Consider the following 26128-nt stretch of genomic DNA (forward strand, 5'->3'; position numbering starts at 1 on the left):
CACCTCCCGCGACTTTTCGCCCTGCGCCGAAAGGTTACCGCCCGTCGGCGTACCGGCGGCATGCTTCGACGGTGACCACCCCCACCACTGGCAGCAGCGCGCCGCCGGCCGACCGGGCCACCTTCCGGGACCTGTTCGCGGTCGGCGAGTTCCGGGCGCTCTTCGCCAGCTTCGGCATCTTCATGATCGGCGAGACGGTGAAGATGCTCGCCCTGTCCGTGCTGGTCTACCAGCGGACGAACTCGCCGCTGCTGGCCGCGCTGGCCTACGTCGCCGGCTTCCTGCCCAGCGTGGTCGGTGGGATGTTCCTGCTGGCGTACGCCGACCGCTGGCGGCCCCGGACGGTGATGGTCGGCTACGACCTGATCCGGGTGGTCACGGTGGCGGTGCTGGCGCTCGGGGTGGTGCCGCCGGTCGGTGCGCTGGCGCTGGTGTTCACCGTCGGGCTGGTGTCGCCGGTGGCGGCGGCGGCCCGTACCGCGCTGCTGCCGGACCTGCTGGCCGGCGACCGGTACGTGCTGGGCCGGGCGTTGTTCACCATCACCGCCGGGGCCACCCAGGTCCTCGGGTTCGCTGTCGGCGGTGCGCTGATCGGCCTGCTCGGGCCGTACGGCGCGTTGTGGGCCACCGCGGTGACCTGCCTGACGTCGGCGGTGCTGATCCGGTTCGGGTTGTCCGACCGGCCGGCCCGGGTGTTCGGGGCCGCCGCGACCGGTGGCGCGGTACGCGAGACGTGGCGGGTGAACCGGCGGTTGCTCGCCGACCCGCCGGTACGCGGTCTGCTGCTGGCCACCTGGCTGCCCAGCTCGCTGCTGGTCGGCGCGGAGGGGGTGGTGGTGCCGTACGCCGGTGGTGAGGGTGCCGCCGGGGTGCTGTTCATGGCCGCGGCCGGCGGGATGCTGCTCGGGGACCTGGTGGTGGGCCGTGGGGTGGCGCCGGCCCGGCGGGAGGCGTTGACCCCGTGGCTGGCGTTGCTGCTCGGGGTGCCGATGCTGGCCTTCGTGGCCGAGCTCGGCCTGGTGACGGCGGCGGTGCTGTTCGGGGCGGCGACGTTCGGGTTCTCGTACCATCTGGGGTTGGCCCGGCGGTTCCTGGACGCGGTGCCGGCGGACCGGCGCGGCCAGGCGTTCGGGTTGTCCCACATGGGGATGATGACCGGGCAGGGGCTGGCCGCCGGGGCGGCCGGGCTGGTCGCCGAGTGGGTCGCGCCGGGGCTGGTGATGGCCGGTTTCGGGGCGCTGTCGCTGGTCGCCACGCTGCTGCTGTGGCGGCAGCTCCGGGTACCGCGCATGAATGTCCCCCGACACGCCTAAAAGCCGCATTTCGGTCGGCCGACTGTTCTGTTGGTCAGGCCCGGCTACGGTGGCCCGATGGCGAAGGGGAGCGCGCCGTGCGTGAAGTGCTACCTGGCCTTCGCGCTCGTCGTGGTCATCGTGCTCGCCGCCACCGGCGTCTGGAACCCGTTCCCCGGCCTGTGGGACTGGGTCAACCGCAGCCAGCCACTGGCCGACCCGGACGTCACCTGGCAACAGCGGGTCGGCGGAACGCCGCGCGGCGTCACCATCACCGAACGCGCCGTCATCGTCGAGCACCGGCTCAAGGTCGAAGGACGCAGCATCACCTCCGGCAACCAGGTCTGGGAGCACAAGGCCGACTGGGCGGCGGTCGCCGGTGACGGCTCCGACCAGGTGGTAGCCACCGGTGAACTGCTCACCGACGGCTACCAGGTGCTCAACCCGGCCACCGGTGCCGTGCTGCGTGCCGACGACGCCGCCATTGCCGTCTGGACCTACCGCGACGCGCTGCTCGACGTACGCTGCGCCGGCCCACGCGACTGCACGCTGACCGCCTGGGACCCGCGCGGCAAGACTCCACGGTGGACCTCCCAGCTGCCCGGAATGGGCTTCGTGCTGTTCGCCGACAACCCGAAACTGGTCACCAGCCGACCGCTGACCGCCGACGACGTCGCCGACGACGCCGGCGGCCCGAAGACCATGCCGACCGTTCTCGGCTTCCCGATCGACGGCAGGATCCACGTCGTCGAGACCCGCACCGGGCAGGTCCTGCAGGAGCTGGAAGAGGACCGGCACGAACGGATCGTGGTCTTCGCCGGCCGGGTGTTCAGCCTGGTCGCCACCCCACGCGACGGTGCCTGCTACTACACCGCGCGGGGCATCGACCCGGTGACCGACCTGCCCGTGTGGCAGCGGACCGGGATCAACCTGCGCACCGCCGACCGGATCGGCTGCGCCCAGCGGGACAACCCGACCGGCGGCGCCAACGTCCTCGCCGGCATCGCCCCCGATATGCGGGAAACCGTCATCGACGCCTACGACGGGCGGGTGCTGTGGACCGGCTCCGCCGGGCAGGAGCTACGCGCCGTCGACGACCGGTACGCGCTGACCCGCTCCGCCGACGGCGAGACCCTCCAGGCGTACGTGCTGCCCACCCCGACACCCCGGTGGACCCGCCCGATGCACCCGGACGCCCAGCTGGCCCTCACCCGGCACGCGGCCCTGGTCGTCGACCGCAAACCGGACCGGGTCGTCGCCCTCGACCCGGCCACCGGCACCGAGCTGGTCAACCTGCGTACCTCGGCGGAGGTGCTGGCCGTCGGACCGCGCGGCATGGTCATCGGCGACGGCCGGGAGATCGGCTACGTCCGGTTCGCCGGTGCCGCCACCACCCCGCCGGTCGGCGGCCCGGACGACCCCGCTGATCCCGGCGGCCCCGACCCCGGCCCCACCTGCGGCGGCGCCAAGCAGGAGCAGTGCCCGGCCAAGGGCTGACCCACCCGGGGGTTGGGAGCTGCGGCCACCTCTGGCCTAGGCTTGCCGGTCATGAGCAGTGCCGCCCCGTTCTCCCACACCCCGCTGCTACCGACCGGCGACGACCTGACGGAATACCGCCTGATCAGCGACGAAGGCGTCGACGTCGTGCACGGGCCGGGCGGGCGACGGTTCCTCACCATCGAGCCGGCGGTGCTGACCGCGCTGACCGCCGAGGCGATGCATGACATCGCTCACTACCTGCGCCCGGCGCACCTGGCCCAGCTGCGGGCGATCCTCGACGACCCGGCCGCGTCACCCAACGACCGGTTCGTCGCCCTCGACCTGCTGCGCAACGCCAACATCGCGGCCGGCGGAGTGCTGCCGATGTGCCAGGACACCGGCACCGCGATCGTGATGGGCAAACGCGGCCGGCACGTGCTCACCGACGGCACCGACGAGCGGGCCATCGCCCAGGGCGTGTACGAGGCGTACACCAAGCTGAACCTGCGCTACTCGCAGCTCGCGCCGATCACCATGTGGGAGGAGCGCAACACCGGGACCAACCTGCCGGCCCAGATCGAGCTGTACGCCGAGGACCCGGGCGGTCAGCCGGACGCGTACAAGTTCCTGTTCATGGCCAAGGGCGGCGGCTCGGCCAACAAGTCGTACCTCTACCAGGAAACCAAGGCGCTGCTGAACCCGACCCGGATGATGCAGTTCCTGGAGGAGAAGCTGCGGCTGATCGGCACGTCAGCCTGCCCGCCGTACCACCTGGCGATCGTCGTCGGTGGCACGTCGGCTGAGTTCGCGCTCAAGACCGCCAAGTACGCCAGCGCCAAGTACCTGGACAACCTGCCGACCAGCGGCAGCATCGGCGCCCACGGCTTCCGCGACGTCGAGCTGGAGGCGCAGGTGCTCGAACTGACCCGCCAGTTCGGCATCGGCGCGCAGTTCGGCGGGCGGTACTTCTGCCACGACGTACGGGTGGTGCGGCTGCCCCGGCACGGTGCCTCCTGCCCGGTGGCGATCGCCGTCTCCTGCTCCGCCGACCGGCAGGCCGTCGCCAAGATCACCCCGTCCGGGGTGTGGCTGGAGAAGCTGGAGACCGACCCGGCCCGCTTCCTGCCCGACGTCACCGACGAGACCCTCGCCGCCGATCAGTCCGCCGACGCCGACGTGGTCCGCGTCGACCTGAACCGGCCGATGGCCGAGATCCGCGCCGAGTTGTCGAAGTATCCGGTGAAGACCCGGCTGTCGCTGACCGGCCCGCTGGTCGTCGCCCGGGACATCGCCCACGCGAAGATCGCCGAGCGGCTGGACGCCGGTGAGCCGATGCCGCAGTACCTGCGGGACCACGCCGTCTACTACGCCGGCCCGGCGAAGACTCCCGAGGGGTACGCGTCCGGCTCGTTCGGCCCGACCACCGCCGGGCGGATGGACGCGTACGTGGAGAAGTTCCAGGCCGCCGGTGGCTCGCACATCATGCTCGCCAAGGGCAACCGGTCCGCGCAGGTCACCCGCTCCTGCGGTACGCACGGCGGCTTCTACCTCGGCTCGATCGGCGGCCCGGCGGCCCGGCTGGCCCAGGACTGCATCCGGCACGTCGAGGTCCTCGAATACCCGGAGCTGGGCATGGAGGCCATCTGGAAGATCGAGGTGGAGGACTTCCCGGCGTTCATCGTCGTCGACGACAAGGGCAATGACTTCTACGCCGAGGTCACCAAGCCTGTCCTCACCGTCGGCCGCCGCTGACCCCATGGGCTCCGCACAACGACGGAACTGGCATCGCTTCTCGAACCTGCCGATTACTTCACGTCATTGTTCTTGAGTGCACGGTGATCCTTCTGGGTGGGGGTGCCGGTTGGGCTTGATGCCACAGGTGCATCAAGATGCGCCTGTGGCATCAAGCCTGCGGAGGCATCTTGGGTTCCCGCCCCAACCCGAGAGAGCGGTGCGATCGGGGTCAGCCCAGGTACTTCTCCCACGGGCCGGTGATGGCCAGGGTGAGGCCGGGGTCCTGCATGTTGACGAAGAGCACCTTGCCGTCGTCGGTGAAGACCGGCCCGCAGAACTCCGAGTCGTTGAGCTGGTTGCGGGCGATCGCGTAGGTGGGCCCGCCCGGGACCGAGCTGAGCACGTGGGACGCGCCCGAGCCGTCCTCGGCCAGCACCAGGCTGCCCCACGGGGTGACGGTCACGTTGTCCGGCCCGTCGAAGGTCAGATCGCTGTACTTCGGCGGCGTACCCTCCTCCGACGAGGTCTGGTGCGGAAAGTACGTGACCAGCTGGATGGTCTCGGCCCGGTAGTCGTAGAACCAGACCATGCCGTCGTGCGGGGCGGCGTCCGCCGGCAGGTCACCGTCCTCCCAGGCGTACGAGTTGACCACGTACACGCCTCGGTCGGTGCCCCACACACCTTCGAACTTGCGGCCCCGGGTGACCTGACCGTCGGCGAACTGCTCGCGCAGGGGAGTGGTCCGGGCGTCGCGTTCCGGCACCTCGATCCACCGTACGGGGAACGGCCGGCCCAGCTGCGCGGAGGTCAGGTAGGCGACGTCCGGCAGCACCGAGCCGTCGTCCATGATGATCTGCATCGCGGCGAGGGTGCCGGCGTCCGGGGCGAGCCGGGTCAGCACGCCGGGGCCGAGCTTGACGCGGCGCGGCGCGGTCCACCGGTAGAACAGGCCGTTCGGCTCGTCGGCGTCCTCGGACAGGTAGATCTTCGTACGGTCCTTGTCGACCGCCAGCGCCTCGTGGGCGTACCGGCCCAGGCATTTGATCGGTGTCGGGTCGGCGCGGCCGTCGGCCCAGACCTCGAAGACGTAGCCGTGGTCCTTCTGGTACGTGCCGGTGCGGCCGTCCTCGTCCCACTCGTCGCCGGCCCGGTCGTCGGTCTCCTCGCAGGTCAGCCAGGTTCCCCACGGGGTCGGCCCGCCCGCGCAGTTGTCGACGGTGCCGGAGATGGCGACGAACTCGCCGAGGTTGCGCCCCGCCCGGTCGGTCCTGATCACCGTGCAGCCGCCGGCGTCGACCGCGCCCGGGTCGTAGACGGTGCCCGGGACATGCGGTACGCCGAACTCGGCCCCTGGGCCGAGCTCGTGGTTCTGGATCAAGGTGTACCGGCCGCGTCCGGCGTCGAAAACGGCCATGCCGTCGTGCTCGGCCGGGGTCAGGCCCTGGCCGCGGTCGAGCCGGGTGACGCCCGTCCGGGTGACCACGGTGTAGCGGAACCCCTCGGGCAGGGCGAGGATGCCGGCGGGGTCGTCCACCAGCGGCGGGAACGGTACGTGGCCGCCGCCTCTCGGCGGGTGGCTTCGGCCGGGGTGGGCCTGGGCCAGCGACGGAAGGCCACCGGCGACGGCGAGGCCGACGCCAGCGGCGCCGGCGGCACCACCGGCGAGCAAGGTACGACGGGAGGAAGGCACGTCGATCGGGCTCCTGTTCAGCTCGAGGGTGTTGACGTGACGCAACCCCCGCGGACCGACGGCCACCCGTCCGTACGGTGATGAACCGGCGACATCGATGTAAAGAATCGAGGTTGCCGCTGTCGGTGAACCAGGTGCGGGCTCGGCTAGGGTCGGCACCGACGGCGGACTTCGTGCATGTCACCGCGCAGCGGTCGGCCCGGCGGATCCTGGGAAGGCGGCCAAGCTGCGCCGTCGCTGGCGTGCCGCACGGCTACTTGCTTCAAAGTCTCCGAAGACTCTAGAAACTTCGCAAGGCCGTGCCGGGCTCTTGGCTGATTGAGTGAGGCCGGAATACCCGCACTTCGGTACATGGCTGTGCCCCGGGCCGCATGCAGAGCAGAGGCGGACACCGGGGCTTACGTCGTCAAGTGTAGCGGTGCCGGGCGTAAAGGAGTAGTCGTGTCGGAGTCCTGGCAAGATGAGGTGCTCTGGCGATGCCTGTCGAAGGCTCGGTCGGCGCCGTACCTAGCTGCGGCTAGTGGCGACAGCGCCCGCGCTCTTCGTCTCTACGCGTGGAACATGGAGGTCTCAAGCGCCTTCCTTGGGCCACTCCACGTGCTGGAGGTGTGTCTACGCAACGGCGTCGACGACCGCCTGACCGTACTGGCTGGTCGGCCTGACTGGTGGCGTTCAGACATCAAGTTCACATTCGTCGCAGAGCGGATGGTCCAGGATTCGATCAAGAAATGCCGGATCCGGAAGGATGTGACACCGGGGAGCGTGATCGCTGAGTTGCCACTCGGTTTCTGGGTTGGGTTATTTGGCAGCGGTGGCTCCTGCCAGTACGAGACGACGTTATGGCGGCCTGCTCTGCGGAAGGTTTTCCCAGGATATCGAGGATCCCGAAGGGATCTCCACTCTGATCTCGATCACGTCCGCGCGTTCCGCAACCGCGTCGCCCATCACGAGCCGATCCATCGCCGGCACCTGGCTGCCGACCGCGAGACGATCGTCCGGCTGCTCAGACTCATGTCGCCTACGGCTGCCAGCTGGGTCGTCACACACGACCGAGTGCCTGAGGTGCTCGCCCGGCGGTCTGCTGTCATCGGTGGGGCCGCGTCACCCAGTTTCTGATCGCGAGGAGTGTGGTGTGCCGCATATTGAGGTAGACGAGGAGACCTATCGGAATTTGGCGTTCGCCGCGAGGGTTGCGGGCATAGAGATTGGTGAGGTTGTCACCCGCCTGGTGGCACTGCCTCGGGAGCCGAGCACGCTTGAGCTGGTGGGGGATGAGCCCACTTCGATCCCTGTCTACGCTGACTACGACGGCCACCGGACTCGGGCATGTTTCACTCCGGGACCAGGGCGGGTCGAAATTCTGAGCGGCCCGCTCGCTGGTTCGGTGTACCGCACGCCGAGCGAGGCTGCTCGGGCCGTGGTGAGCGAACGGCGCCCCGGGGTCAACCCACAGCGGAACGGCTGGACCTTCTGGATCGAGACAGCTACCGGGGCACCTATCCAACGGTTGCGCCACGTCAGAAGTTGACGTCCGCTACCCGCCCTCCGGCGCCGTCCTGCTGGTGGCCGCAGTGGCCGGTGTGCGTCACGGGGGCGGAGCCTGGGGACCCGGTACGGGCGGCTCGGTGGGGCGCACGCTGAACAGGTCACCGGGCTGGCAGTGCAGCACGTCGCAGATGGCGGTCAGAGTGGAGAACCGGACCGCTCTGGCCCGGTCATTCTTTAACACCGACAGGTTGACCACGGTGACTCCGGCCCGGTCGGCGAGTTCGGTGAGGGTCATCCGGCGGTCGGCGAGCAGCCGGTCGAGGTGGCAGACCACCCGGTGATTGGCGGACTGTTCGTCGTCGGTCGGGGCCATCAGACCAGTCCGTCGAGGTCGGCGCGCATCGCCGTGCCCCGGCGCAGGAACTCGGCCGCCGCGCCGACCCGGCGGGCGTTGCGCGGGTGGAAGGGGTCCGCTGAGCGCAGCGACCGCACCACCCGCCACAGCAGTCCGCCGGCCGTCGCGACGACGGCGGCGAGCAGCAGCGCCGGCCCGAAGATCCAGAGCCGGTCGCCGACGGTCGGCTCGGCCACGGTCAGCAGGGCGGCGTCCTGGGGCGTGAGCGTGAAGCGGCCGGCGGTGGCCTGCGGTCCGAGGTCGGTGGTGGGGTTCACCGTGACGGGCGCGACCAGGTTGTCGGCGATCAGTACGCCGATTGCCGAGGCGGCGGCCAGCAGGGTGCCGAGCGCCACGGCACCTGCCGTGACCGTCTCGAAGGCCCACTGACCGGCCGGAGCGGTACGGGGACGACGCCCCTGCTCGATGTCGTGCCGCACGGCGGCCCTCCCTATCGAAATTCGATATGAAACTGGGTCTAGTATATCGAATCTCGATATGCCGACGGCGGGTCGCCCCGCCACCAGCACGTCGGAGCGACCGCATCCGCCCACCGGAAGGCTGGACCAGCACAATGACCATCCCCGTTCCCGTCCGCTCCGCCGGGGTGTTCCTGGCCGGCGCGCTCATCTGCTTCGTCGGCCCACCGCTGGCCATGGGACTCTTCGCGGCCGACGGGGTGCCGGCGGTGCTGGTCGCGGTCGCCGTCGCCGAACTGGTGTCGGCCGCCGCCCTCATCGCCTGGTGGTTACGCCGCCACGGGCTGCCCCGCCGAAGTCTCGGCCTGACCTCGCGGCACTGGCGGCGGGACATGCTGATCGCGGTGGCCACCGTTCCACCCCGCCTGCTACTGGAGTTCGGGGTGCTGATGCCGGCGGCCGGCGGCGAAGCCAACCCGGAGGTCCAGGAGATCCTGCGCATGTCCGCCGCCGGGCCGGCCGCGTTGGCCGCCACCATCTTCCTGGGGATCGTCGGCGGCGGCATCGCCGAGGAGCTGTACTTCCGCGGGTTCCTGCTCGGGGCGATCCCGCAGCGGTCCGCCCGCCCCCGGGTGGCGCTGTGGGTGGCGGCGGTCGTCTCGGTGGTCCTGTTCGGCGTGCTGCACCTGCCGGCCAGCGCGCTGGACGGGCTGTCCATCACCGTCGCCGGTCTGGTCTACACCGGGCTGTTCCTGGCCACCCGCCGGCTGACCGCGCCCATGGTGGCCCACGCGCTGTGGAACGCCGCCGCGCTCGGCACGGTCCTGCTCAGCTACGGCTGATCACAGCTGGGTGGCGGTCCGGACGAGCCCGGCGACGGCACGGGAGCGGTTGTCCGGCAGCCAGGCGAGCACGGTGGTGACGTGCGGCGCGTCGGTCAGCGGCACTGCCGTGTGCGCGCTCCACAGCCACGACCGGGACGAGGCGCACAGCACGGCCATGGTGTGCCCGAGGGCGATCAGCTGGGCCAGCTGCGACTGGTCGTGGATCTCCGGCCCGGGTCCGGGTTCGTACGTACCGTCCGGGCGCGGCCAGCGGGCGACCGGCAGCCCCGGCACGTCGCCGATGCCGGCCATGGTCAACGACGTACGGGTGGCGAGCGGATGCCCGGCCGGGAGGATCGCGACCTGCTGCTCGGTCAGCAGATCCTCAGTGTCGAAGCCGGTGAGCGAGTCGAACGGCCGCTGCATCAGGGCGGCGTCGGCGCGGCCGTCGCGCAGCATCCGCGCCTGGTCGCCCATGCCGCACAGCAGCACGTCGATCTCGGCCGCGTCCGGCTCGACGGCGTGCGCGTCGAGCAGCCTCTGCAGCAGTTCGTGGCCCGCGCCGGCCTTGGTGACCAGGGTCAGCCGGTTCGCGCCGCCGGCGGCGCGGCGGGTACGCCGCGCCGCCGCCGCGGTGGCGGCCAGGATGACGCGGGCCTCGTCGAGCAGCACCTGACCGGCGTCGGTGAGTGCCACCCTTCGGCGGTCTCGGTCGAGCAGGGTGACGCCGAGGCGGCGTTCGAGCTGGGCGATCGCCCGGGACAGCGGCGGCTGGGCGATGCCGAGCCGTTCGGCCGCCCGGCTGAAGTGCAGCTCCTCGGCGACCGTGACGAAGTACCGCAGCTCACGGGTCTCCAGCGTCTCCACGCCGACAACGATACGTCGGTGATACCCGCCGGGTATGACAGCGGAACTCAACTGGTGTAACGACGGCGGCTACCGCCGCGCCACCATCGGCGTCATGACCGAAACGAAGGCCACGACCGGAACGAAGACCGCGCTGGTCACCGGCGCGAACAAGGGACTCGGCTACGAGATCGCCGCCGGGCTCGGCGTGAAGGGCTACCGGGTGGCGGTGGGAGCGCGCGACGCCGCCCGCGGCGAAGCGGCCGTCAAGACGCTGTACGCCGCCGGCGTCGACGCGTTCGCCGTACCGCTGGACGTCACCGACGACCGCAGCGTCACCGAGGCCGCGCAGCTGATCGAACGCACCGCTGGAGGACTTGACGTCCTGGTCAACAACGCCGGCATCGCCGGCGAGACCGGGCCGGGGTGGGAGCAGGACCCGACCACGCTCGACCTCGACGCGGTCCGCCAGGTCGTCGACACCAACGTGTACGGCGTGATCCGCGTGACCAACGCGATGCTGCCGCTGCTGCGCCGGTCGCCGTCGCCGCGCATCGTCAACATCTCCAGCAGCGTCGGCTCACTGACCTGGCAGTCGGACCCGGAGATCAACGTCGGCCCGATCATGGCGGCCTACTCGCCGACGAAGACGTACCTCAACGCGGTCACCGTGCACTACGTGCGGCAACTCGCCGGCACCGACATCCTGATCAACACGGCCTGTCCGGGGCTGGTCGCCACCGACTTCACCGGCGGTGTCGGGCGTCCGGTCCAGGAGGCCGCTGCCACCCCGATCCGGCTGGCCACCCTGCCCGACGGCGGCCCGACCGGCACGTTCGTCAACGACGACGGCAGCATCCCCTGGTGATCTCCCGGCCCTGTCGGTGACTCCGCCTTGCTGGTGACCGGGCTGGACCAGCCCGGTCACCAGAGGGGGACCGGCGCGGCGGGCGGCGGGGACGGGCAGCGCCGACAGTTCAGCGTCCGGGCCGTCGGCTCCGTCGCCGGCCCACCGTTGGTCGCCCCCATCAGTGCCGTTGTCACCGGATCCGCTGTTGTCGCCGCTGCCCGGCCCGAGCAAGGTGCAGGACGCCAGCCGGGTCAGCCCGGTCGGCCGCGCCGCGTGCCGGCCAATCGCGATCTCGATCCGTTCGAGGGCGGCCCGCCGCTTGTCCCGCAGCGGCCCCACGATCGCGTTCTGGGCGAAGTTCGGGCCGCCCTCGCCGGCTGTGGTCAACAACCGTTCGTTGGCCTCGGCGATCTGCCGGTCGAGCAGGCTCAGATTCTGGTCGACCTCGGCCGCTGCCTGCGCCGGTACGGCCGGCAGCCGGTCCCGTACGGTCGGGCACTCGACCATCGGGTTGGCCTGCGTCCGACCGTCCGTGCTGTGCCCGGCATGGAGGGCGTCGTAGCTGACCGCACAGTCGACCAGCGACATCAGACCGGTCGGTCGGGTCGCCCGGTCACAGGCCCGCGATGTTCAGGGTGACCTTCGACATCGGCCGGTCCACGCAGGTGAGCAGGTAGCCGTCGGCCCGCTGCCGTGGGGTGAGGCAGTTCGGTTCGTGCTGCTTGACCTGGTGCCGCAGGTGTCTCGGTAGCCGAAGGCCGCGATCGGGCAGCGCCAGGATGCTCCGGCAGCCCTCGTCAAGGGCTGGTCACCTGGTTCACCTCCACCACCGGGCCGGCGAGCGCGTCCCGCGCTGCAGCATCCGGCGCGGCAACCACGAGCCCGCTGTGTGCGTCGTGGTCCGATCCGGGTCTGCGATGATGGCGGGATGTCCCCCGGTACCTCACCGGCCGTCCAGCCGTTCGCGCACCTGCAGGCGCAGAACGTCACCCTGTACCGGGACGTGCTGGACGCCTTCATCCGCGCGAAACGTCGGTTCACCGTGCATCTGCGGCCGGAGGACGTCCTGGCCGAGATCGGCCCCGGGGTGTCGCTGGAGGCCGTCGCGGCGGCGCTGGCCCAGCTCGCCGAGTGGGGCAACCTGCGGGCCGACCCGGACACCGGACGGGTCACCACCGTGGAAGACTTCCACCGCGCCCGCTACCTCTACCAGTTGAGCGCGCACGGCCACGCCGCCGAGCAGGCCATCGCCACGTACGAGGAGGCGATCGGCCGACGCGGCGCCCTGCAGTCGGTGGCGCTGTCCGACATCGCCGACCAGCTGCGCGCCCTGCTGGGCATCGCCACCGAGGCCGCCGCCGGGTCCGCGCCCGACCCGGCGAAGACCCACCTGCTGATGCTGAGCCTGGTCGACCGGTTCACCGGGCTGGCCGACAACGCGCAGGCGTTCATGGCGTCGCTGCGGCGGGCCGTCGACTTCGCCGACGCCGACGTGGCGGCCTTCCTCGCGTACAAGGAACAGCTGATCGCGTACCTCGAACGGTTCATCGCCGATCTCGCCAACCGGGGCGCGGAGATCGCCAACCTGGCCCACCGGATCGAGGCGACCGGGGTACGCCCGCTGCTGGAGATAGTGGCCCGCCGGGAGGCCGTCGACGCCGCACCCGGCGAGGACGCCGACGACCGGGCACTGCACCAGGCGCGGGTGGTCTGGCAGCAACGCTGGGACGGGCTGCGGGACTGGTTCGTCAGCGGCGACGCCAGCCGGCAGTCCCAGGCACGGCTGCTGCGTACCGCCGCCATCGGCGCGATCCGGCAGCTGCTCGGCGCGGTGGCGTCGATCAACGAACGTCGGGCCGGCCGGTCGGACCGGTCGGCCGACTTCCGGTCGCTCGCATTGTGGTTCGCGCAGGCCTCCGACGACGAGGCCGCGCACCGGCTGTGGCACACCGCGTTCGGCCTGTCGCCGGTGCGGCACCTGACCGTGACGACCGAGACCCTGGCCGCGGTCGAGCAGCGACCGGTGCCGGCATCGACGTCGTGGGCCCAGGCACCCCGGCTGGAGATCAGCCCTCGACTGCGCAAAACCGGATCGTACGAGCGGCGTGGCTCGCCGAGCCGGGTGCTGGACCGATCCGCGCAGCGGCGGCAGTTGGCCGAACGTGCCGAGCGGGAGACGACCCAGACGGCCCGCGCCCGAGCGGCGTTGGCCACTGACGGGCCCGTCCCACTGTCGCGCCTCGGTGAACTGGACACCGCCGAGTTCCGGCTCTTTCTCCATCTGCTGGGCGACGCGCTGGCGGCCCGGCGGCCGGACGCCACGGAGGTGACCACCACCACCTCCGACGGCACGCTACGGGTACGTCTGGTCCGCGTCGACGGGGCGCCGCCGGTGCGGATCGTCACCGCCGACGGGGTGCTCACCGGGCCGGAGCATCTGGTCGACATAACCGACCTGGCTCCGACCGGAGCCGACCTGGTCTCTGCCGGCCCGCTCTCTGCCGGAGCCGACCTCGCGGCGGTCGGGGCGGCCGGGTGAGGGCGCGCGGCCCGGCCGAGGGCGACTCCTCGGGCCGGCTGCAGCGGGCCGCCCGGCTGCTGCTCGCCCGCCCGCTGCTGGTCGCCGGGCTGACCTCGGACGCCGAGTTCCGGCTGGTCCGCACGTACGCCGTAGAGCTGCGCGAGTGGTTCGACCGGGAGACCGGGTGGCGGCTGGTCGCCGACGCCCAGACGATCCGGCTGATGAAGCTGACCGCCGACCCACAGGACCAGACCCACCCGGCCCGGGATCCGAAGGCCAGGACCCCGTTCTCCCGGCAACGGTACGTGTTGACCTGCCTCGCCCTGGCCGCGCTGGAACGCGCCGACGGGCAGATCACCCTGGGCCGGCTGGCCGAGGACGTGGTGCTTGCCGCCGCCGATCCGGCGCTGGCCGCCACGGGGTTCACGTTCGCCCTGGACCGGCGGGAGCGGCGGGCCGACATGGTGGCGGTGGTCCGGCTGCTGCTGCACTGGGGGGTGCTGCGCCGGGTGGCCGGCCACGAGGACGCGTACCTCGGCACCAGTGGTGACGTGCTCTACGACGTTGACCGGCGGGTGATCGCCGGCCTGCTGGCCAGCAGCCGCGGCCCGTCGATGATCGGTGACGTGGCACCGGACGGCCGGCTGGCGGCGCTGACCGTCGAGGTGGTGCCCGATGTCGAGGATGCCCGCAACCGGGCGCTGCGGCACCGGCTCACCCGGCTGCTGCTCGAACAGCCGGTCGTCTACTACGACGAGCTGACCGAGGCCGAGCTGGCCTATCTGACCAGCCAGCGGTACGCCATCCTGAACCGGATCACCCAACTGACCGGATTGGTTGGCGAGGTACGGGCCGAAGGGGTCGCGATGGTGGACCCGGCCGACGAGCTGACCGACGTCCGGATGCCGGCCGAGGGGATGCAGAGCCACCTGACGCTGCTGCTGGCGGAGCGGATCGCGGCGGCCGGTGCCGGCGCGGCGGGCACAGGCGGCCTGCGGGTCAGCGAGCTGCACCGGCACACCCGCGAGCTGGCCCGGGCGCACCGGTCGTACTGGCGCAAACACGCCACCGAACCGGGCGCCGAGGTCGAACTGGTCGCCACCGCGTTGGACGCGCTGCGTGCCCTGAAACTGATCACGGTCGAACCGGCCGAGGACCCGCTGGTCGTCGCCCGCCCGGCGATCGCCCGTTACGCCCTGGCGGAGCCGACGATCCGCCAGAGCCGTCCCGCCGCCCTGAGGAGGTAACCGTCACCGTGACCGCCGCAGCCACCACCGCCGCACCGACGTCCATGCTGGACCGGGAGCTGCCGGTGCCGGACCGGGAACGGTGGCAGCCACTGCGGGCCGGGCTGGTGGACATCTTCTACTACGACCAGGAGGAGTTCCACTTCCACGGCGGCAGTCTGCTGCTGCGGGGCAACAACGGCACCGGCAAGTCGAAGGTCCTCGCGTTGACCGTACCGTTCCTGCTGGACGGTGAGCTGACACCGTACCGAGTGGAGCCCGACGGGGATCCGCACAAGCGGATGGAGTGGAACCTGTTGCTCGGTGGACGGCACCCGCACCCGGAGCGGACCGGCTACACCTGGCTGGAGTTCGGCCGCCGCGACGCCGACGGCACCGCCCGGTACCTGACCATCGGCTGCGGACTGAAGGCGGTGGCCGGGCGCGGAATCGCCCGGCACTGGTACTTCGTCACCAGCCAACGGGTCGGCGCCGATCTGCAGCTGCTCACCCCCACCGGTACGGCGGCGACCCGGGACCGGCTGCGGGACGCGATCGGCCCGGTGGGGATGCTCTACGACCGGGCCGTCGACTACCGGAGGGCGGTCGACGAGGCACTGTTCGGCCTGGGCGACCGGTACGACGCGCTGGTGTCCCTGCTGATCAAGCTGCGGCAGCCGCAGCTGTCCAAGCGTCCGGACGAGAAGACCCTGTCCCGGGCGCTCGGCGACGCGCTACCGCCGCTGGACGAGAACCTGATCGCCCAGGTCGCCGAGGCGTTCCGGGGTCTCGACGACGAGCGGGAGACGCTGACCGAGCTGCGCGAGACGAAGAAGGCCGCCGACGACTTCCTCACCCGCTATCGGCAGTACGCGCGGATCGCGACGAAACGCAAGGCCGCGGTGCTGCGGCAGCAGCACAGCCGGTACGAGCAACTGGGCCGCGAGCTGGGCGACGCGCAGCGGGCGCACGAGCAGGCCGACCGGGCGGTACGTCAGGCCGAGGTCAGACTGGCCGAGCTGGACGCGCGCGCCACCGAGCTGCAGGCGCGCCGACGGGCGCTGGCGGAAAGCCCCGAGGCGCGTACCGCCGAGCATCTGCGTCGGCTGCGGGAGGCGGCCGATCAGCGGGCGACGTTCGCCGACCAGCAGGCCAAACGCCTGCGTGACGTCGAGGCGGAGGCGGCCCGGACCCGGCGAACCGCCGAGCAGACGGCGCAGGAGCTTCAGTCGGCCCAGCGGGACGAGGCTGCGGCCCGTACCCGGGTGGCCGGCGGTGCGGCGGCGGCGCGGATCGCCGACCGGCACCGTGACCGGGTCCTCGCCGCCCTGCCGGACGACTCCGCCCATGGGCTCGACGAGGCGCGCCGGGCCGCCGGCCAGCTGGTCCAGGATCGGCGGGCCGCGCTGCGTACCCTCGATCGGCTCCGCGCGGCCGCCGAGTCGGCCCGAACCCTCGCAGACCGCGCCCGGGAGGAGGTCGACCGGCTGGACGCCGAGGTGGCGGCGGCCGACGAGGCGGTCACCGACGCCGAGACCGCCGCCGCCGAACAGGGCGAAACCCTGGTACGGCGCACCGGCGAGTACCTGACCGGGCTGGTCGAGCTGTCTATCGCCGACCCGGAGGCGGTGCTCGGCCGGCTCGACTCCTGGGTGAGCACCCTCGACGGGGACAACCCGGCCGCCCGGGAGGTGACCGCCGCCAGCCGGGCAGCCGCCGAGGCGATCGCCCGCGCCGACGCGGCGGTGGAGGCCGAGCAACGGCGGGTCGCCGACCGGGTCGGGGAGATCGACGCCGAGCTGCGTCGGCTGACCGACGGGGCGCACCAGCCGCCACCGGCACCGCACACCCGGTCCCCGCAGCTGCGCCTCGACCGGCCCGGCGCACCACTGTGGCGGGTCGTCGACTTCGTTGAAGGCGTGCCGCCGCAGGTGCGTGCCGGCATCGAGGCGGCGCTGGAAGCCGCCGGGGTGCTCGACGCGTGGATCGACCCGGACGGCACGGTCCGCGACCCGGACAGCGGCGACGCGCTGCTGCGACCAACCGACGAGGTGGCGACGAACCTCGGGACGCTGCTGCGTCCGGCCATCGACGACGCCGACCCGCACGCCGCCGCGCTGACCGGGCCGACCGTCGCCGCCGTCCTCGCCGCGATCGGCCTCGGCGCGGAGTCCGGTGCGGCGACCTGGGCCGACACCGACGGCGGCTTCGGCATCGGCGTCGTCACCGGGCGGTGGACCAAACCGGACGCGGAGCACATCGGCGACGGCGCCCGGGAAGCGGCCCGCCGGGCCCGGATCGCTGCGCTGCGCGCCGAGTCCGACGAACTCGCTGCCGTGTCGGCCGACCTCGCCGAGCAACGCACCAGACTGGACGAACGTCGGCGGGCGGTCGGCCACGAGACCGAGAGTCTCCCCTCCGACCAGCCACTACGCGAGGCGCACACCCTGGTCCGTGGCGCCCACCAGTTGCGCCGGGACACCGCTGGCCGACGTGACGAGGCGGCGGCGAGGCACCGTACGGCGGTCTCGGCGGCGCAGACGGCGCTGGCCGAGGCGACCGAGTTCGCCGACGACGTGGGTCTGCCACACGACGCCGACGGGCTGGCGGAGGTTCGCGACGGGCTGCAGGACTACCAGGTGACGTTGGCCGCCTGGTGGCCCACCCTGACCGGGGTACGCGATGCGACGCGCCGCCGCGCTGAGGCGTCCCGCACCTACGAGGAGAAGCAGGAGAAGCTCGAACCGGCCGCGATCGAGGCGGCCGAGGCGGCCGAGGCGGCCCGGCTGGCCCGGGTGGAGTTCGAGACGTTGGACGCGACCGCCGGCGCGACCGTCGCCGACCTGGAACGCCAGCTCCGCGAGGTGGCCGACGCCGAGCAGGAGTGCCAGCGGGAAAGCCGGGAGACCCGGCAGCGCGAACGCGACGCCTGGGGTGCCCGGGGCGACGCCGACGGGCGACGGGACCGGCTGACCGAGGAACTCGACGGGGCCACCGCCACCCGGGACGCCGCCGTCGAAGTGCTGCGGGCCTTCGCCGACACCGGCCTGATCGCCCTGGCCTGCCCCGAGCAGGAACTACCGGACACCCGACAGCCGTGGGCGACGACCCCGGCGGTGGCCGTGGCGCGCGGCGTCGACCGGCTGCTCGCCGACGTCGACGACGGTGACCGCCCCTGGGAACGGATCCAGCACCAGGTCAGCCTGGACATGAAGGTGCTCACCGACAGCCTGTCCCGGCACGGACACCAGGTGCTGCCCGCCGTCCGCGAGGACACCATGATCGTGGAGGTGGTGTTCCAGGGGCACGGCCGCTCCGTCGCGGACCTGTCCGCCGCCCTGGTCACCGAGATCGACGAACGGCAGCGGGTGCTCTCCGCCCACGAGCGGGAGGTGCTGGAGACCCACCTGGTCAACGAGGTCGCCGGAGCGTTGCAGGAGCTGGTCGCCGGCGCCGAGCAGCAGGTTGCGACGATGAACGGCGAGCTGGAGGAGCGGCCCACCTCCACCGGCATGCGGCTGCGGCTGCTGTGGCGGCCCACCCGCGACGCCCCGCCCGGCCTGGCCGAGCTGCGCGCCCGGCAGCTGCGGCAGAGCACCGACGTCTGGAACGACGCCGACCGTCGAGCGATCGGCGCGTTCCTGCAGGAACAGATCAGCCGGGAACGGCTGCGCGACGAGGCGGCGACCTGGCACGAGCAGCTCACCCGGGCGTTGGACTACCGGGCCTGGCACGAGTTCGCAATCCAACGCCACCAGGACGGGCAGTGGCGGCCGGCCACCGGCCCGGCCTCCGGTGGTGAACGGGTGCTGGCCGCCAGCATCCCACTGTTCGCCGCCGCGTCCTCGTACTACGGGTCGGCGGGCAATGCGCACGCGCCGCGGCTGATCGCCCTCGACGAGGCGTTCGCCGGGGTCGACGACGACTCCCGGGCCAAGTGCCTCGGGCTGCTCGCCACCTTCGACCTGGACGTGGTGATGACCAGCGAACGGGAGTGGGGCTGCTATCCGCAGGTGCCCGGACTGGGCATCGCGCAGCTGGCCCGGCACGACGGCATCGACGCCGTCCTGGTCACCCCGTGGCGGTGGGACGGGCGGGAACGGCACCGGATGCCTCGGGTCGAGCTGGCGGTACCGCAGCAGCGACCGACCCGCCCGGACGGCGAACCCGACCCGACCCGACCAGACCCGACCGGACCTGACGGCTCGGAGCAGCCCGCTCTGTGGTCCGCCGAGTGACCGGACCGGACGGCGATGTGGTCGGGCCGGATCTCGATGTGGTTGGGCCGGATCTCGATCGGCTGCGCCGGCAGCTCGGCGGGGCCGACACCGAACGGGTCGTGCAGCGGGTCCGCCAGCGGATGGCCCACGGCCGGCCGCTGACCGGCACGATCTCGCTGAGCCAGCCGACACCGGCCGAGCGGCTGGCGGTGCAACGGCTGCTTGGGCGGCCACCCGCCCGGGGCACCTCGCTGACGGTCAACCTCGACGACCTCGACCAGGTGGTCCGCCGCAGCGGCCTGCACCCGGACGGGCTGGCCGCCGCCGTCGAGACCCTCCTCGGGCCGGTGCCGGTGACCGCCGAGGTCCGCGCCGCCGCCGACGCCGCATGGCGTACCGTGCTGGAGCCGTTGAACCGGCTCGGCCGCCGCGCGCCGCACCTGGCCGACTGGTGCGGCGACCGCACCACGGTCGCGCTGGCCCGCCGACTGTCCGGTACGCCGGACGCGGCGGCCCGGCTCGTCGAACACCTGGTCGCGGTGCTGGCGGCGTTGCCTGCCGACGGTGCTCCGTTGGCCCGGCTCGCCGCGCAGACCACCGGCGACGCGCACGCCCTCGACGCCGACCGTCCACTGGCCACCCTCGTACTGTCGGCGGTGCGGGCCGTCTGGTGGCCCGGGGACGACGAACCGACGTCCCCGGCGCAGCGGCGGCGGGCGCTGTGGGACAGCGCCGGTGTCCTTGTCGACGAACTATCGTCGACCGTACTGACGCTCAACGTCGTGGCGAGTCCGGGCAGCCGGCTGTCCGCCCTGACGGCGCCCGCCGCGACGGCCGGTGAGCCGCTAGTGCTGACCCTGCGCCAACTCGGCCGGGAGCGGTCGACTTTCCCGGCCGGCACCGTCCACGTCTGCGAGAACCCGACGGTGCTGGCCGCGGCGGCCGACCTGCTCGGTCCGGAGTGTCCGCCGCTGGTCTGCGTCAACGGCCAGCCGAGCACGGCGGCGCTGCGGCTGCTGACCGGCCTGACGGCCGGTGGCGCGCGGTTGCGCTACCACGGCGACTTTGACTGGGGCGGGGTACGGATCGCCAACCTGTTGCGCTCCCGGGTGCCGTGGCAGCCGTGGCGCTACGACGCCGCCGCGTACCGGGCGGCGGTGGCGGGCGCGGCCGTGGTGGGCGCCGTGTCGGGGACGCTGACCGGCCGGCCGGTCGACGCCGGCTGGGACGCGGAGCTGACCGCTGCGATGAGCCGGCACGGTACGCGGGTCGAGGAGGAGCTGGTCCTCGACACCCTCCTCGCCGACCTGTCCGGTGCCCAGTAGCGCGTGATCATCCTGCCCATAGTCGACTGTCGCACCGGTTGTCCGCTGAACGGACGTGCGAGTGGCCCTACCGGATTGTCTGGCCTAGAGTCTGCGCGTGCCAGCATCCCCCGTTACCCCGCCTGACCGACTGGCCGCGCTACTGGGCACCGTTGGCCCGGCTGGCGCGTTCAGCGCACGTCGTACCGCGTCACCCCATGGTCTGAGGCTCGCGGTGCGCGGTGTCGGGCCGATCGCCTTGCCGGCGGCCGCCGAGCAGGCGAAGCAGCTGTGCTCAGTTGGCCGGCCGGCCAGGTTCGGCAAGGGTGAGCAGACGCTGACGGACGCCGGGGTGCGCGACACGTGGGAAGTCCCGACGAGCCTCGTCGACATCGACGAACAGCGGTGGCACGAGACGCTCCACCCGATGCTGGACCAGCTCCGGGCCGACCTCGGCCTGCCGCAGGGGTGCGAGCTGGTCGCCGAGCTGCACTCGATGCTGGTGTACGCGCCCGGCCAGTTCTTCGCGCCACATCAGGATTCGGAGAAGGCTGATGCGATGATCGGCACCCTGGTGGTGACGTTGCCGTCGGAGTCGGCCGGCGGCGTGCTGTCGATCGAGCACGCCGGCCGGACCGGGAGCTACGAATCGTCACCGGACGAGCTGACCTTCGTCGCGTTCTACGCCGACTGTCGGCACCAGGTGTCGCCGGTGACGACGGGCCACCGGATCGTGTTGACCTACAACCTGTTGCTCGCCGGTGACCCGGTCACCCTGGCCGCCGGCTCGCTGGGCCAGGACCTGGTCACCGAGTTGACCGGCTGCCTGGACGATCACTTCGCGGAATCGGCCGACGGGCCCGCCCGGCTGGTCTACCTGCTGGACCACGAGTACACCCAGCGGGCGTTGGGCTGGGACCGGCTCAAGGGCGACGACGTCGGACGTGCCGCAGCGGTGCGGGCGGCCGCGCAGGCCGCCGGTTGTGAGGTCACCCTGGCGTTGGCGGAGCTGCAGGAGACCTGGAGCGCCCTCGACCCCGAGGAATCATGGGGCCGCTGGGGTCGGGGCCGGAGTCGGTACGGCCGGTATCGCAACGACGAGGAACCCAGCGGCGGGAGCGGGTCGGGCAAGTACGAGCTCGAAGAGCTCATCGACTCGTCGATGACCCTCGACTGCTGGCTGGACGAGTCCGGCGAGGTGGTGCCGACGTCGCTGCGGGTTTCCGACGACGAGGTGTGTGCCACGACGCCCACCGCGAACCTGTCGCCCCAATCGTCGGAGTACGAGGGGTACATGGGCAACTACGGCAACACGTTGGACCGGTGGTACCGCCGGGCGGCGATCGTCGTGTGGCCACGTCGGTGGACCTTCGCGATCCGTGCGCAGGCGTCGCCAGGCTGGGCCCTCGACCGGCTCGCCGGTCTGCTGCGGGCCGGGGACGTCGCCGGTGCCCGGAGCAGCGCCGCCACGCTCGCCTCGTTCTGGCGGGTCACCCCGGCGGCCGGTGAGCTTGTTGCCGGGCGGGCACTGGCGGTCGCCTGGGAGCTCGACGAGCCGGACCTGGCTGCCATGCTGCTCGCGCCGCTGCGGGTGGAGGCGCTGGCGCCGGCCGACGCCCCGGTGCTCGCCCGCCTCGCCACCCGCTACGGCGAGTCCTGGGCCCGGGATCGGGTCAACGGCTGGTTCGGCCGGAACTGGCTGTCCCGTTCGTCGCTGTTCGACAAGCAGACCCCGGACTGGCTGGCATCGCTGCCCGCGATGTGCGCGGCGCTGCGGGCCACCTCCGACGCCGGGGGTGTGCTGGTCGGCCGGCTGCTGGTGGCCGGTGTCTGGTCCGAGCTGCACGGCCGGGCCCGAGGACTGCTCAGCTACCCGGCGGCCCGCGACCGGCGCAGGTACCTCGCGGACCTGGGGCCGCAGATCGCCGTCGTCCTGGCTGGTGCCGCCAGCCTCGGTACGGCTGACCTGGCTGACGGGCCGGTCGAGTTCCTCTGTCAAGACGAGGACGACGTGCTTGGCTGCGCGATGTCGACGCTGCGGGCCACCCGCGCGACCGCAGCGGACCAGGCGGGGCAGCAGGTGACCGGCCTCGACACCCTCACCGCGCACGCCGCCCGGCGGCTCGAGCAGCGGCTCGCCAGGCCAGTTCGGGCCGCCGACGACTGGTCGGTGGAACTGCCCAAGGGATGCGACTGCGAGCTGTGCACCACCTTGGTGGCGTTCCTCGGCGATCCGGCGCGCCGCACCTTCGAGTGGCCGCTGGCCGAGCAGCGCCGCCGCCACGTCCACTCCCGCATCGACCAGGCCGACCTGCCGGTCGACCATCAGACCCGGCGCAGCGGGCGACCGTACACTCTGGTGCTGCGCAAGACCGACGCGCTCTTCGATCGCGAACGCGAGGCCCGCCGCCGCGCCCAGGAAGACCTGGCCTGGCTCACCCACTGACCGAGCCGGCCGGTCCGACCCCGACCACTCCGAACAGCTACGAGGACCCGAGCATGCCGATCACGGCCGTCCGACAGATGGCGTACTTTCCACCCTCGGCCTACGAGCAGGCGTGGGAGCGCGGCCTGCTGGACGCCACCAACTACCGGGACCACGCGGACTACCGCCGCGAGATTCAACAGCAGCTGCAGGCCCTGTCCACCGACGGCCGAGGCCCGATCCGGATCGTCGCGCTGGACGTGCCCGGCCTGCTGGCGTACGCGGAACAGACCGGCCAGGACCCGACCAGCCGGCAGACCCGGCTGGGTTTCGTGGGCTGGCTCGGTGAGCAGGGCGCCGACACCGTCGCCTGGCCGCCGGAGCGCAACGCCGGGTGCTGGTGCGGCTCCGGCCGCAAGTACAAGAGGTGCTGCGCGGCACCGTCGTTCCTGGCGGTCGAACCGGCCGACCCGGCGTCGCTGGTGCTCACCGTCGAGCTCGACGGGGTGGCGCAGCGGGTGTGGCGGCGGGTTGCCATCCCGTCGAACACCCCGCTGGATCGGGCCCACCGGATGCTTCAGGAGGCCTTCGAGCTGCCCGGTGAGGGGTCGTACGCCTTCCGCACCGACGAGTACACGATCGTCGCGCCCGGGTCTGGCCAGCGTGGTGTCCCGGCGGACGGGGAACGGCTGGTGTCGATCGCCACCGAACTCGGCGACCAGTTCCACTACTTTCACGGCCACGGCCGGAGGTGGCGCCACACGGCCACTCTCGACGAGATCCGGCCCGGCGGACCCGGCAACACGTTCACCGTGCTGGCGGGTGACGGCAGCTGGCCGGCCGAGCCGGTCGCCGACCAGGTCAGGCAGGCGATCGATGGGCTGATGGAACTTGCCGAGTCCAGCGCCGACGTGGTCGCCGCCGAGGCTGAGTCGTTCCGTGAGTTCGGCGACCGGGCCGACCCCATGGACGTGGAAATCCACACCGCGCAGCTGCTGGCCAGGTTCGACCAGACCCAACCGTCGGGGTCGATCGGGCTGGCGATGGGGGCGCTCTCCATCGCGAACCGGCGGCCGAGACCGCACGTGGCGGCGTTCGTCGCCGCCGTGAACCACCTGATGCCCGGCCTGGTCACGGGGAAGGCGCTGACCGACCTGGCCCGGCATGGAGTGCCGTTTCCGGCATGGGCCGAGCGGCTCGGCAAGGTGGACCCACGGCGGGCGTGGCGCTACCGGGACGCCTTCGGTGATCAGGAGGCCGTGCTGGTGACCTTCGGCTACCTCGGCGACGCCGCCGAACACGGCATCCTCGTCGAGATCGCCACCTGCCCCACCCCCACGGTCAGCGTGGTCCACCTGTCTCGAAGCGTCGACGCGCTGCGGAAGGTGCTGCAAAAGTCCGCCGCCACCGCCGCCGGCCCGGTGATCCTGGAAGAGACCACCCTGGCGTGGGCGTCCGGGGCGTTGGCCGGCGTGCTCCGGCGAGTCAGTTCTGACCTGCCGGCCGAGAGCCGGGCCTGGCTGCCGATCGTGGCGCAGCGGGTCGACCTGCTCCCACAGCCCGAACCGGTCGAGCCGGCCCGCCACACCCGGGCGGACCGGGCTGCGGCGGTCGACGGGTTCCTGGCCGCCACCGCACCCCTGCCGGGCGTCGACGGCGACGTCCTGCGGTTCTGGGCGCAGGTCCTGGCCGGGTCCACCGGGACGGACGGTTCGGCGCCGACCCGGATCGGGCCGGTCTGGCTCGGACACGTCCTCGGCGAACACGTCCCACGTACCTTCGAACTGACCCTTGCCCAGCGGGCCGGGCTCAGTGCCGCCGTCACCGCCTGGGCCGGGTGGGCGGCCGAGCAGCAGGGCCTGCCCGCCGCCGCTGTCGAGGTGCTGGCGGCCCGGATCGCCGAGATCGACGAGGCGTTCGACCGCGCCTACGCCGACCCCGAGCGGGCGGCCGCCCGCAGCTATCTCAGCGACATCACGCCGACCACCACCGACGGGGAAGACCTGCGGCGGGCGTTCGCGCTGCGAACCGCCGCCGTCCCGGTGGCGCGACCCGGGCAACTGACCGAGCAGCCGCTGTGGGTGTCCGATTTGGCCGACCGGCACCGGATTCTCGCCGCCGAACTCGAGTCGTGGGAACTGGCGCCGAGTCAGTCTGTTGCGGCCTGGTCCGCCGCGCTCACCGCGATCAGCGACCAGCTCTGGAACCTGGAGTCCGACCTGGCCCGCGAAACCATGGACTACCTGGACCAGGTCGGCCCGGACGATGAACTGCTCGGCGACCTCACCGAGCTCGCCGTCGAGCACGGCCTCGGTACGACCAGGTTCAACGCGGCAGCCCGCGACCGGCTCACCCCGGATCCCGAGGACCTCGGCTGAGCGTTGGTCGCGTCGGGGACGTCACGCCTGGAAGTAGTGCCCGTCGTGCAGGTCGGCGATCAGGCCGGGGCGGCTGGGGGACCAGCCCAGGAGTTCCCGGGTGATCGCGGCCGACGTCGGATTGTCCAGTTGGGCGAACGGCCCGAGGAAGCCGAAGTAGTCGTCGGCTTCCTCGGGGCTGATGCTGCGGACCGGCACGTCGAGGTTGCGGGCGATGGCGGCGGCGATCTGTCGGAAGGGGACTCCTTCGTCGGCGGCGGCGTGCAGGCGGGAGCCGGCCGGGGCCTTTTCGAGGGCGAGCCGGTAGAGGTCGGCCGCGTCGAGCGTGTGCACGGCCGGCCACCGGTTGGTGCCTTCGCCGACGTACGACGCGTACCCGTGCTGCCGGGCGGCGGCGACGAGGACGGTGACGAAGCCGTTGCGGTCGAGCGGGCTGTGCACCGTCGGAGCGAGCCGGACGACGCAGGAGCGCACGTCGTGGGAGGCGAGGCCGATCACGAAGTTCTCCGCGTCGACCCGGTAGCCGCTCGGGAGAGCGTCGTGTTCAGTGCCGGGGCGGCCGACGAGTCCGCCCATCGCGAGCATGGCTGTGCCGCCCGTGCCGACCAGCGGTTTGCCGGAGCCGCTCAGACCGTCGGCGAGTGCGTGGAGGGCGGCCAGGTCGGCACCGGCGGCGCCGGTCAGGTCGCCGGTGAGCAGTAGGTCGTGACGGAACGCCAGGTGGATGACGCCGTCGGCGGCGTTCGCTTCGGTGCGCAGAACGTCGAGGTCGGACAGGTCGGCGCGACGCGTCCCGGCACCCAGTTTCTCGATCGCGGTAGCGGATGCTTCGGAGCGGGCCAGGCCGACGACGTCGTGTCCGGCGGAGATCAGGGCCGGCACGACCGCCGAGCCGAGGTGGCCGGAGGCGCCTGTGACGAATACGCGCATGTTGGTGTTCCTTCGTGAGTGCCGATGTCGCCTTGTGACATCACCCTACCTTGTGATGTCACTAGGCGACATGGCTGGATCAAGAAGATGTCGTAGTGTGACATCGGA

At 72.2% G+C, this 26128-nt stretch carries 17 protein-coding genes; 12 read left to right on the forward strand and 5 right to left on the reverse strand.

Going from position 1 to position 26128, the window contains the following annotated elements; all coding sequences use genetic code 11:
• Nucleotides 1-71 precede the first annotated feature (71 nt).
• The 3 genes from O7610_RS25115 to O7610_RS25125 are packed head-to-tail and all read left to right on the forward strand — an operon-like array spanning nt 72 to nt 4523.
• Complete coding sequence (locus tag O7610_RS25115; RefSeq protein WP_289212012.1) at nt 72-1313, forward strand: MFS transporter; 1242 nt, start codon at nt 72-74, stop codon at nt 1311-1313.
• A 57-nt stretch (nt 1314-1370) separates the two neighbouring features.
• A complete protein-coding gene (locus tag O7610_RS25120; protein WP_289212013.1) occupies nt 1371-2789 on the forward strand; it encodes a PQQ-binding-like beta-propeller repeat protein in 1419 nt (472 codons plus the stop codon).
• A 51-nt stretch (nt 2790-2840) separates the two neighbouring features.
• Nucleotides 2841-4523 (forward strand): fumarate hydratase, encoded by a 1683-nt coding sequence (locus tag O7610_RS25125; protein ID WP_289212014.1) that lies wholly within the window; start codon nt 2841-2843, stop codon nt 4521-4523.
• Nucleotides 4524-4734: 211 nt separating this feature from the next.
• Here O7610_RS25125 and O7610_RS25130 read toward each other — a convergent pair whose 3' ends face one another.
• A complete protein-coding gene (locus O7610_RS25130) occupies nt 4735-6195 on the reverse strand; it encodes an alkaline phosphatase PhoX (protein ID WP_289212015.1) in 1461 nt (486 codons plus the stop codon).
• Between the two features lie 441 nt (nt 6196-6636).
• On the opposite strand from O7610_RS25130, the gene O7610_RS25135 reads away from it, so the two are divergent.
• Nucleotides 6637-7311, forward strand: coding sequence for a hypothetical protein (locus tag O7610_RS25135; protein WP_281567157.1), 675 nt, complete (start codon nt 6637-6639; stop codon nt 7309-7311).
• A 469-nt stretch (nt 7312-7780) separates the two neighbouring features.
• Here O7610_RS25135 and O7610_RS25140 read toward each other — a convergent pair whose 3' ends face one another.
• Together O7610_RS25140 and O7610_RS25145 are read right to left on the reverse strand one after the other, a co-directional pair.
• Nucleotides 7781-8056, reverse strand: coding sequence for a helix-turn-helix domain-containing protein (locus O7610_RS25140; protein WP_281552861.1), 276 nt, complete (start codon nt 8054-8056; stop codon nt 7781-7783).
• Nucleotides 8056-8517, reverse strand: coding sequence for a hypothetical protein (locus tag O7610_RS25145; protein ID WP_289212016.1), 462 nt, complete (start codon nt 8515-8517; stop codon nt 8056-8058). The genes O7610_RS25140 and O7610_RS25145 overlap by 1 nt, the downstream gene beginning before the upstream one ends.
• A gap of 134 nt (nt 8518-8651) precedes the next feature.
• Here O7610_RS25145 and O7610_RS25150 point away from each other — a divergent pair, with 134 nt between their 5' ends.
• Complete coding sequence (locus tag O7610_RS25150) at nt 8652-9338, forward strand: CPBP family intramembrane glutamic endopeptidase (protein WP_281552863.1); 687 nt, start codon at nt 8652-8654, stop codon at nt 9336-9338.
• Here O7610_RS25150 and O7610_RS25155 read toward each other — a convergent pair whose 3' ends face one another.
• Nucleotides 9339-10178 carry a LysR family transcriptional regulator gene (locus O7610_RS25155; protein ID WP_289213687.1) on the reverse strand — a complete coding sequence of 280 codons (840 nt, stop codon included), beginning with the start codon at nt 10176-10178 and terminating at the stop codon, nt 9339-9341.
• Nucleotides 10179-10281: 103 nt separating this feature from the next.
• Between O7610_RS25155 and O7610_RS25160 the strand changes: the two genes are divergently transcribed.
• The 7 genes from O7610_RS25160 (at nt 10282) to O7610_RS25190 (ending at nt 25090) form a co-directional block, all read left to right on the forward strand.
• Entirely contained in the window at nt 10282-11034 is a 753-nt protein-coding gene (locus O7610_RS25160) for an SDR family oxidoreductase (protein WP_281552864.1), read from the forward strand.
• 910 nt (nt 11035-11944) lie between these two features.
• Nucleotides 11945-13555, forward strand: coding sequence for a TIGR02677 family protein (locus O7610_RS25165; protein WP_289212017.1), 1611 nt, complete (start codon nt 11945-11947; stop codon nt 13553-13555).
• Nucleotides 13552-14784 (forward strand): TIGR02678 family protein, encoded by a 1233-nt coding sequence (locus O7610_RS25170; RefSeq protein ID WP_289212018.1) that lies wholly within the window; start codon nt 13552-13554, stop codon nt 14782-14784. Before O7610_RS25165 ends, O7610_RS25170 begins: the two co-directional genes overlap by 4 nt.
• Before the next feature lie 8 nt (nt 14785-14792).
• Nucleotides 14793-19001, forward strand: coding sequence for a TIGR02680 family protein (locus O7610_RS25175; protein WP_289212019.1), 4209 nt, complete (start codon nt 14793-14795; stop codon nt 18999-19001).
• Entirely contained in the window at nt 18998-20308 is a 1311-nt protein-coding gene (locus tag O7610_RS25180; RefSeq protein ID WP_289212020.1) for a TIGR02679 family protein, read from the forward strand. The genes O7610_RS25175 and O7610_RS25180 overlap by 4 nt, the downstream gene beginning before the upstream one ends.
• A 97-nt stretch (nt 20309-20405) precedes the next feature.
• Nucleotides 20406-22733: a 2OG-Fe(II) oxygenase gene (locus O7610_RS25185; RefSeq protein WP_281552869.1), complete on the forward strand. Its 2328-nt coding sequence runs from the start codon at nt 20406-20408 to the stop codon at nt 22731-22733.
• Between the two features lie 53 nt (nt 22734-22786).
• Nucleotides 22787-25090, forward strand: a complete 2304-nt coding sequence (locus O7610_RS25190; RefSeq protein WP_289212021.1) for an IS1096 element passenger TnpR family protein — start codon at nt 22787-22789, stop codon at nt 25088-25090.
• Between the two features lie 21 nt (nt 25091-25111).
• Here O7610_RS25190 and O7610_RS25195 read toward each other — a convergent pair whose 3' ends face one another.
• Nucleotides 25112-26020 (reverse strand): SDR family oxidoreductase, encoded by a 909-nt coding sequence (locus O7610_RS25195; RefSeq protein ID WP_289212022.1) that lies wholly within the window; start codon nt 26018-26020, stop codon nt 25112-25114.
• Nucleotides 26021-26128 lie beyond the last annotated feature (108 nt).

This window comes from Solwaraspora sp. WMMA2065 (assembly GCF_030345075.1).
Classification (GTDB): domain Bacteria; phylum Actinomycetota; class Actinomycetes; order Mycobacteriales; family Micromonosporaceae; genus Micromonospora_E.